The 2,778-nt window shown below is 62.9% G+C and carries 1 protein-coding gene; it reads left to right on the top strand.

What is annotated here, in order from left to right; all coding sequences use genetic code 11:
- A partial coding sequence (locus tag BW686_RS25910) for a condensation domain-containing protein (RefSeq protein ID WP_143516565.1) occupies nucleotides 1-2,778 on the top strand: 2,778 nt, incomplete at both ends.

The raw sequence follows: 2,778 nt of genomic DNA, 5'->3' as shown, positions 1-2,778 counted from the left end.
GCGGTCTACGAGTGCTTTGCGCCGCTGGTATCGGGTGGTTCGGTGGAAGTGGTCAGGAATGTGCTGGCCCTGCAAGAAGGTGAGCATGACGTCACCCTGATCAACACCGTGCCATCAGCCCTGAAAGCCTTGCTGGAGTCGGGTGGTCTGGGCGAGGGCGTACACACGGTCAACGTCGCAGGTGAAGCGCTCAAAGGCCAGCTTGTCGAAGACCTGTTCGCAAGCACCCACGTTCAACGCCTGTGCAACCTCTACGGCCCCTCGGAAACCACCACCTATTCCAGCTGGGTGGCGATGGACCGCGCTAATGGCTTCGCCGCACACATCGGCAAACCCGTCGCCAACACGCAGTTCTACCTGCTCGATGAGCACCAGCAGCCGGTGCCGCTGGGCGTGCCGGGTGAAATGTACATCGGCGGTGCTGGCGTCGCGCGTGGTTATCTGAACCGCGATGACCTGACCGCCGAGCGCTTCCTCAAGGATCCGTTCAGCACCGACCCGACCGCGCGCATGTACCGCACTGGTGACTTGGGCCGTTGGCTGGCGGACGGCAATATCGAATACCTGGGCCGTAACGACGACCAAGTCAAGATCCGCGGTTTCCGTATCGAACTGGGTGAAATCGAGTCAAAACTGGCTCGCCACGCTGACGTGAAAGAAGCCGTGGTCATGGCCCGCGAAGACGTGCCGGGCGACAAGCGTCTGGTGGCGTACTTCACGTCTGCCGGCACCGAAACGAACATCGAGTCGCTGCGCACCCACCTGCAAAGCCAGTTGCCGGATTACATGATCCCGGCAGCCTACGTGCATCTGGACCAACTGCCGCTGACCCCGAATGGCAAGCTGGACCGCAAAGCGCTACCGGCCCCGGACCTGCAAGCCTTGATCAGCCGTGGCTATGAAGCGCCGCAGGGCGAAGTCGAAGTGGCGCTGGCGCAGATCTGGCAGGACGTGCTGCAAGTGGAGCGTGTCGGTCGTCACGATCACTTCTTCGAACTGGGCGGCCATTCGCTGCTGGCGGTGAAGCTGATTGAGCGCATGCGTCAGCAGGAGTTGAGCGCCGATGTGCGCGTGCTGTTCAGCCAGCCGACGGTGGCGGCACTGGCTGCTGCGGTCGGCAAGAGCAGTGAAGTCGTGGTGCCTGCCAATCGGGTCACCCCGGATTGCGCCCGCATTACCCCGGACCTGCTGCCATTGATCCGCCTGGACCAGGCGGCAGTGGACCGCGTTGTGGCCAGCGTGCCGGGCGGCGTGGGCAATGTTCAGGACATCTATGCGCTGGCGCCTCTGCAGGAAGGCATTTTGTATCACCACTTGTCTGCAGCCCAAGGCGACCCCTACCTGCAATACGTGCTGTTCGAGTTCGATCAGGCCTCTCGTATCACGGCGTTCGCCGAGGCCCTGCAAGCGGTCATTGCCCGCCACGACATTCTGCGTACCGGCGTTCTCTGGGAAGGGCTCGACGAGCCGCTGCAAGTGGTCTGGCGTGAAGCACCACTGAGCGTCGAGTCGGTCGAGCTAAACCCGGCGCACGGCAGCATTGCCGAACAACTGCACGCCCGCTTCGACCCGCGTCACTACCGTCTGGATATCCGCCAGGCACCGATGATGCGCCTTGCCTATGCGCAGGACACTGCAAACGGTTGCTGGGTGGCGATTCTGCTGTTCCACCATTTGATAGACGATGCGACCTCGCTGGCGGTGCTGTCGCGGGAAATCGAGGCCTGCATGCAGGGCCGCGAACACACCCTGGCAGACTCGGTGCCTTACCGTAACTACGTGGCGCAGGCCCGTCTGGGGCTGGGTCACGATGCCCACGAGGCATTTTTCCGGGACATGCTCGGCGACATCGACGAGCCGACGCTGCCGTTCGATCTTCACGATGTACAGGGCGATGGCAGCGGGATCGAAGACATTCGCCAAACGGTGGATACGCACCTGACGCAACGCCTGCGTCATCAGGCGCGCACCCTCGGGGTGAGCATGGCCAGCCTTTATCACTTGGCCTGGGCGCAAGTCCTGGCGAGGATCACCGGCAAGGATGATGTGGTGTTCGGCACCGTGTTGATGGGCCGGATGCAGGGCGGCACGGGCGCGGACCGGGCGCTGGGGATGTTCATCAATACCTTGCCGTTGCGGGTCAGTCTGGGCAATAACGCCGTGCGCAATGGCGTGAAGAAAACCCACGCCAGCCTGACGGCCTTGCTGGGTCATGAGCATGCCTCACTGGTTCTGGCGCAACGTTGCAGCGGGGTCGATGCGTCGCTGCCGCTGTTCAGCGCCTTGCTCAACTACCGGCACCTTGAAAGCGGCACAGAGACGGGCGCGGCGGCGGATGAGTGGGAAGGCATTCGCGTACTGCTCGGCGAAGTGCGGACCAACTACCCGTTGACCCTCTCGGTGGACGATGCGGATCAGCACTTCACGTTCTCGGTCATGGCGCCGGGGCGTATTGGTGCCCAGCGTATCTGCGGTTATGTGCAACAGGCGCTGACAAGCCTGGCCGAAGCACTGGAGCACGCTCCGCAGGCCCCGCTGCATGGCCTGTCGATATTGCCTGAAGCGGAACGCACTCAGGTGCTGGCCAAATTCAACGACACGGCCGTCGACTACCCGCTCGAACAGACCGTTCACGGCCTGTTCGAGGCCCAGGTCGAGCGCACGCCTGAAGCCCTGGCGTTGATCCACGGCACTGAATGCCTGACTTACGCAGAACTGAACCAGCGCGCCAACCGCCTGGCCCATCATCTGCGCGATCAGGGCGTGAAACCTGACTCA

Source organism: Pseudomonas syringae (assembly GCF_002157375.1).
Classification (GTDB): Bacteria; Pseudomonadota; Gammaproteobacteria; order Pseudomonadales; family Pseudomonadaceae; genus Aquipseudomonas; species Aquipseudomonas syringae_T.
This window is presented reverse-complemented; position numbering and strand designations above follow the sequence as displayed.